This window comes from Moritella sp. (assembly GCF_013215705.1).
Taxonomy (GTDB): Bacteria; Pseudomonadota; Gammaproteobacteria; order Enterobacterales; family Moritellaceae; genus Moritella.
In genome coordinates this window covers 64,853-71,910 of sequence record NZ_JABSQR010000030.1, presented here as the reverse complement: position 1 = coordinate 71,910, position 7,058 = coordinate 64,853, and the positions used below count along the sequence as shown (strand labels likewise).

The 7,058-nt window shown below is 37.2% G+C and carries 4 protein-coding genes; 1 reads left to right on the top strand and 3 read right to left on the bottom strand.

The genetic code is table 11. The annotated features are described in order from the left end of the window. The coding region (locus HRT96_RS17925) for a glycine C-acetyltransferase (RefSeq protein ID WP_293159442.1) at nt 1-1,130 on the bottom strand (1,130 nt) is incomplete at its 3' end. Nucleotides 1,131-1,304: 174 nt separating this feature from the next. Here HRT96_RS17925 and HRT96_RS17920 point away from each other — a divergent pair. Continuing rightward, nucleotides 1,305-2,216 carry a LysR family transcriptional regulator gene (locus tag HRT96_RS17920; RefSeq protein WP_293159440.1) on the top strand — a complete coding sequence of 304 codons (912 nt, stop codon included), beginning with the start codon at nt 1,305-1,307 and terminating at the stop codon, nt 2,214-2,216. 639 nt (nt 2,217-2,855) lie between these two features. On the opposite strand, the gene HRT96_RS17915 is transcribed toward HRT96_RS17920, so the two are convergent. Beyond that, a complete protein-coding gene (locus HRT96_RS17915) occupies nt 2,856-5,972 on the bottom strand; it encodes a DEAD/DEAH box helicase (protein ID WP_293159438.1) in 3,117 nt (1,038 codons plus the stop codon). Then, entirely contained in the window at nt 5,962-6,795 is an 834-nt protein-coding gene (locus HRT96_RS17910) for a Hachiman antiphage defense system protein HamA (protein ID WP_293159436.1), read from the bottom strand. Before HRT96_RS17910 ends, HRT96_RS17915 begins: the two co-directional genes overlap by 11 nt. Nucleotides 6,796-7,058: the final 263 nt, after the last annotated feature.

Sequence of the window (7,058 nt, the reverse complement as noted above, 5' to 3'; positions counted from 1 at the left end):
TCTACGCTGTGCGCTGCTGACATTTGTGTACGGATACGTGCTTTACCATGTGGAACCACTGGGAAAGAGAAACCGATAACATAAATGCCTTCCGCTAATAAACGCTCTGACATTTCAGCAGCCAGTGCAGCATCACCAATCATTACCGGTACAATCGCGTGGTCTGCACCAGCAAGTGTAAAACCAGCTGCGCTCATTTCACGGCGGAAATGTTCTGCGTTTGATTTAACTTTGGCACGTAATTCATGGCCTTCTTCCATCATGTCGATAACACGAATAGATGCAGCAACAATCGCAGGAGCAACCGAGTTTGAGAATAAGTATGGACGTGAACGCTGACGTAACCAATCAACTACTTCTTTTTTAGCTGATGTGTAACCGCCTGACGCGCCACCTAATGCTTTGCCTAATGTACCGGTGATGATATCCACACGATCCATTACGCCACAATGTTCAGGGGTACCACGACCGCCTTCACCCACAAAACCAACCGCATGTGAATCATCAACCATCACAAGTGCATTGTACTTGTCTGCAAGATCACAAACGCCTTTTAGATTAGCGATCACGCCGTCCATTGAAAATACACCGTCCGTTGCGATCAACTTGTGACGCACACCTGCAGCATCGGCAGCAATAAGCTGCTCTTCGAGTGATGCCATGTTGTTATTTTTGTAACGGAAGCGTTTTGCTTTACATAGACGTACACCATCAATGATTGACGCGTGGTTTAGTTCGTCTGAGATAATGGCATCTTCTGCACTTAATAACGTCTCAAATAAACCCGTATTTGCATCAAAGCAAGACGTATACAAGATAGTATCTTCCATACCGAGGAAAGTACTGATCTTACTTTCTAATTCTTTATGTTTGTCCTGGGTACCACAGATAAAGCGTACTGATGCCATACCAAAACCGTGGCTTTCTAAACCTGATTGTGCAGCCGCAATTAAATCAGCATGATTAGCCAAACCTAAATAGTTGTTCGCACAGAAGTTAACAACTTCATTACCTGCCACTTGAATGTTGGCATTTTGGGCTGAAGTAATCACTCGCTCGTGTTTATAAAGGCCATCAGCTTTAGTTTGTTCTAACTGCTTACTGATCTGATTGTAGAATGTAGAAGTCATGTAAATATTCCTTTTTAACTTTATTTGAAACAACTTGTTATTAGCAACTTGTTATTAAGAACAGCCGAACAAGCCATGAAATAATTTATACTGTAAAACTATTCTAATTGATCCCATATAAGACTATTATCCCTGTAGATGGAAAAACATTAGTGAAACACAGGCACAAATAGAATGATGATATTTCACAAACTGATCGCCTTATTACCCGACTTGGCTAGTTTTACTCTCGTGGTTCAGGAGGGCAGTTTTACTGCTGCAGCAAAGAAAATAAATGTAACCCCTTCTGCGCTGAGTAAAACCATTACCCGGCTTGAGCAAGCCTTATCCGTTAAACTGTTTGAACGCACGACCAGAAAGCTGATCATTACCGACGCGGGAAAGAAGATTTACGATCAATGTGTCCCTATGGTTAATGCTGCAAAGCAAGCCGTTGAAATATCAAGTATCGAACATACTAAACCCGCAGGTTCAATAACCGTTGCGGCACCTGAGGCATTTTTAAATGTGGTACTACAGCCTTTTGTCGTTCCATTTTTAAAGCAGTATCCGCAGATCCAACTCAAGTTGCGCGCTATTGATGGGCCAATCGATATCTTTGAACACGGTATCGATATCGCCTTTATGCTCACGGATAAGCCGGATGAAAATTTGGTGCTAAAAGAGATTGCTAAAACCTACTTAGTGTTATGTGCAAGCCCTAATTACCTAAAAGACAAGGGTATTCCTTCTCACCCCGAACAATTAAAACAACACGATTGCTTATATTTAGCAGAAAATGAAACCGACCACATCTGGGATTTTGTGAAAGGCGACGAATCCCATACCGTTACAGTCTCTGGCCGTTATGCAGTCAACCACTCTCAGATGCGCCTAAACGGTGTCATTAATGGCTTGGGTATCGGCATTTTCCCCGACTTCGTCGTGCAGGAAGCTATAAGTAAAGGAGATGTAACAGAGGTTCTCTGTGACTGGACGATTAAGAGTAATTATCAGGGGATAATTGCACTGCAGTATGCTCAAACTAAATATATGCCCGCTAAGCTCAGAGTGTTTATCGATTACGCGATTCAACACTTATGTTGACCATGTTGGGGTTAGTTTCAAATATCAATATATACGCTACGAAAGCGCAGTAAAAATATTTGTACTGAGATTGAAAATTGGCCAATAAACTATAACTAATGTTGCCCTAGGACACTATAAGCAACGTTTAATCTCAGCTTTAAACTTTAACCCAGCGTCTGCGTTTAACTTTAGTAACGTAGGTGAAATAAATATTATTACCCCACTCTATTGAGTCAAGCTAAGACACGCACCGTAAGCTCGGGGACAATTTAGGGCTGAAATACATGAGATGCTTAACCCTTAGAGGTTATTAAGTGGTGTGGCTAGTAAACTAGAATAATATCAATCCAACTTCCTTTAAAGTATCTAAACGGTAAAAAAGGAACCTCAGATTAAGTATTTTAACTATCGCCATAAGGCATAAGGTTTAAGGTTTAGCAACTACCCAAACTGGTAATTTTGGAAGTTGCTTCGCTCAACCTCAATTAGTCGAATGTGGTTGCTCAATATTGTAATATTTCATACTGCGAATTACACCACGCCGCCCACCAAACACTAAGTTATTGTTTTAAACCACTTTACAAAGTGGATTCTTTAAGTACCCTCGCTTATACCCTCACATTTAAAATGATACCAAATAAGGCAATAAAATATTAGTTATGCTTTAACTTGTGTGAAATAAGTAGGAAAATTAACTAACTCTTTCTGCACTAACTCAGCATTTTCAAGTAACACATTATTTTGAAAGTTGTCGACATTAACCCCTGCTGAAATGAAGGTTTTTGCAAGTTGTTTACAAATTTCTCTGTCCACATAACCTTTTGAATACAACCACAGTTCAAAATCATCTGATAAGCCAAGTTTCAAACTATTTTGCAAATGTTTGATTTTTTCTTCTAAGTCACCGTTATCATATATCCCATTACATAAGTCAGCTAGTGCGCCTACGATTAACATTGCATCATAACCTAATGTATTGTCAGTATACTTAACCACTTGATCCATAGTTACTTTCCTGAATTGTTTTCCTGCTTGGCATCTGATATTTTTCTTATCCATAAAGTTAAATATTTCGCTATAGCTGGCCCCGGATATCCATAGGCAGGAAGCCTCTAAAACTAGATCTAAAGGACTCAACTTTTCAAAAAAATCATTTTTACACACATCTAACAGCAATGGCCAAATGCATTTAAATAATTCAAATATATCTTCTTGAGTACACAAATGTTCATAATTTTCTTCTAACCATTCTTCAATGAATATTAAGTCTTCAATTCCTAATAGTGCTTTACCGTAAAAAGACAGTTTCTCGGGGTCAACTTTCATTACAGATTGATAGATCAATTCAAAAGCTTCGATGAGTAAGAGTTTCTCTTTTTCAGAGCATAGATGATGAGCCAATGTTCCTTGGGCCAAATCTAAAAAAACAGTTTCATTGTCACCTTCTGGGCTGTCTTTCAGAAAAGACATCATATAGCTTTCAAGGGCATTAATGGTCCTCTGCTTATTATTTATCTCGAATAATAAATCCTTTAAATCTTGCCCTGTTACCCCATTTTTTTTAGCTACTTTTAAGCATAACTTTCTATACTTAGTTGGATTTCCTATAAACTTAATAGCTTCAAGATGTTGCGTACCCACTATAATAGGTTCAATTAACAGCTTTAGACTACTTACACAATCCTCTGAATTCGATGGGTCTAAAAGATATCTGACTTCTTGCCACTTTCTCCGTCCCACGTATGTGAATCGCTCATCGTATAGTGCCGTATTTGCAAAAATAACACTGCCTTCTGTGTGATAACCAGATCTCCCAGCCCTACCAATAAGGTTATGAAAATCTCTTGTTGATATTTTTTGTTTACCTTGTGATGTATTTGAAATAATTAAATATTTAATTGGAAGGTTCACCCCCTGTGCTAATGTCGAAGTACAAACAACAAGTGAAGCTTTATTATTCTCCATTGACCATTCAGCTGAAACTCTAAGTCCGTTTGGTACATTAGAGCCGTGAGGTAAAATCCCTAGATCAATTGCTTTAGGGAATATACTTTTATCTGCAAAGTGCATTCGGCTCAAGTTTGCAATCTTTGATATTTCTTGTTTATCACTTTTAGTTAAAGGGGTTGGTATATCTAAGCCTCTTGAATAGTGATCTACAAGCGTTTTACAAATTGATGTGATTATCGATTTTGTTCCACAAAATATAGCTGTTGGCGACTGTTGAGCCAATTTTATCCCTAAATAGGCAGATACGTCTGAGTTATCACCTTTTTTAGGAAAGAGCCTGTCATTTCGTTCTGCTCCTCGAGTCCCTAAATTTACTTGCTCTATTATTCGAGGAACAAAAAAATCTCTTTCTCCTACGAACTCTTTATCTATATATTGTAATTTACCTGATGAACTTGCAAATGCTGTTGATCTAATTGTAGGCAAACAATGAGTACCTTTAACCTCTGTTCCATTCTCGCCATATAACCAATCACCTATAGTTTCAGCGTTAGACATCACAGCCGAAATAAGTATCAATTGAGAATCAACTGGTATATTAGCTTTTAAGGACGCTAATAATAATTCATATGTAATACCTCTAGAGCCAGAATCAAACTGATGACCTTCATCAAAAATTAATAAACCTATATTTGAGGCCAATTCTGGTTCATGACGCAATAAATAAACTAGTTTCTCTGGTGTTGATACAATGACTGAATCACTACCATTATCACCACCCTCTATATTAAGCAGATCGTTAATCATTACTAAATCATTGGAATTTAGTTGTGGAACATCTTGTAGCTCATTTATTTTAATATTTTCATTTGAAAATGATTTTTTAAATGAGTCAGCTATTTCCCTACATAAAGCTCTGAATGGGGCAACAACAATAGCTAAATTACTTCTTTTTGATAAAAAAGAACTGCGTATAATTAATTCTGTTGATTTTGTTTTACCTGCACTGGTTGGCATCTGAACTACAGCTGATTTACCTTCAAAAATCCCTTTCTCACCCAGCAAACGTTGCGCAGGCCAAAATTCTTTTATAAAATTATCTTTTGCTAGTACGGCCTGCCAAAAATTAATTGCTAAACCGGTATATTTTGGCAAGCAAATTAACGATGAATATTTTAACTTTCTTTTAGCTATAGCAGACAGAATATCAACCATTAGTAGTTCACGATCATTCCCTCCCTCGTATACAGCTTTCCTTAATTTTCTTATAGCATCATCAAGTTGGCCAAATGGCACTTCTTGTTTAAAGCAATTAATTATACTCGATGTAAAATATTCCAGCTCTTTTTCAAAAGAGCAATTTTGTAAAATATACCATTGATGCTCTAAATCTCCTTTTAATAGCCAAATCAAAACACCTTCAATATAGGAAGGAGTTAGCATATCAATGTCGTAATCTACAGCTTTTATTAAAACTAAAGAACTACCTGGCATATCAGCTAAGTAATAAGATGCTGAGCCCAACAGATTTAAATAATCAGATAGAGAGGTTTCTAATCTTGAGTTGTTCAAAGAATCAAAATATTGGCTTACATCTATCAATTGATTTTTTAAGTCTAGATATTCTTCATCATTGTCATCTTGCGCTAAATGAGAAGCCTCTATAGCGGATAAATCGCCTAGTATACCAATAGTTAATAGCAGTAACTTTTGAGGTTCAATAGTTAAGTTAATATGGTGTTCCTCCTCCACACCAAATTCATACATTTTTGCTTTAGATTTTGTAATAGACAAGTAGACTTTCGAGCTACGTTCAAGCTTCATGTGCAGCCCTCTGATATAAGAAATGAACTAAATCCATTAGTGCATCGCCCTTGATAACTAATAAACTCAAAGACGAATTATTAACATGCTCTGTGGTGTCCGTTTTACTCAATTCTATGTCCGAGTACATTGCACTTGTTAAAACAGAGGCTGCTCCATACATCTCTTTGTATGGATGGTCTCCAAGGTTTTGAAAACGCTGTACTTTAGGGACATCCTTTTGAAGTCCTTTTAACTTTAATCGTTGTTTTATTGCATTAAGGGACTCTGCAATTCTAAAGCGGTCTTTATTCGAATCATTTACTGCTATTTGCAATCGGTTAGAAGGCTTCTTACCCGTTAATGAACCTTTCACTTCATATATCATTAACTCATCATTTTTAGGTTTGCCATCAGAAGAAAACTTAAAGCCGATAACGTCAGAGCCATTTTCAGATAAATTGGGATTTACTTTGAACTCATAACGAGTTCTTGGAACCCAGTAATTTAAATTAAACTCTAAGAAGTCTGACACAAGTATCTCGGTGAAATCCCCTGACCGAGTAGCTGGACCAGTTTTTTCATGGGGAGCTGTAACTTTTTGAACGGGAAGTTTTACTTTTAGTAAGTACTCAGTTCTAGATAGCCCAGTACCTTCTCTTAATTCATCTATCTCATTATCATCACAATAGTGGTTTCTAAAATGTTTCGCCCAAGCAGACATAGTCACTTCGTCTGCCATGTCTGGATTAAAAGTATAAATGGGAGCTTCTTTTCCACAAGCTGTTGTGATTGTTTCACCTGTATCTACTAGCCATTTCAGGTGTTGATTTGTCCATGGCATACATCTACTCCTTAATGATGCTTTGGTATCTCTAGTTCGCATGCTTAGTTTTTTAGCACTCTTAAAATTTGTATTTTTAACTATTACATCTATCTACTTAACAACATTTACAATGATTTAAAGGTACTCACGGGGCAACATAGTTAATGCTTGTTTACTATTATCCCGCTACTTTATTGGTGTTAAGACTTACTCATAAACAGTGTAAGCTCAAGATATAATTAAAGAAAGTTAATAGTGAAGTTGGGGGGGGGGGGGTTTCT

Excerpts from the sequence above, each read along its gene's own strand:
- HRT96_RS17920 (WP_293159440.1), top strand. The coding sequence starts at position 1,305 with ATGATGATATTTCACAAACTGATCGCCTTATTACCCGACTTGGCTAGT.
- HRT96_RS17915 (WP_293159438.1), bottom strand. The coding sequence starts at position 5,972 with ATGAAGCTTGAACGTAGCTCGAAAGTCTACTTGTCTATTACAAAATCT.
- HRT96_RS17910 (WP_293159436.1), bottom strand. The coding sequence starts at position 6,795 with ATGCCATGGACAAATCAACACCTGAAATGGCTAGTAGATACAGGTGAA.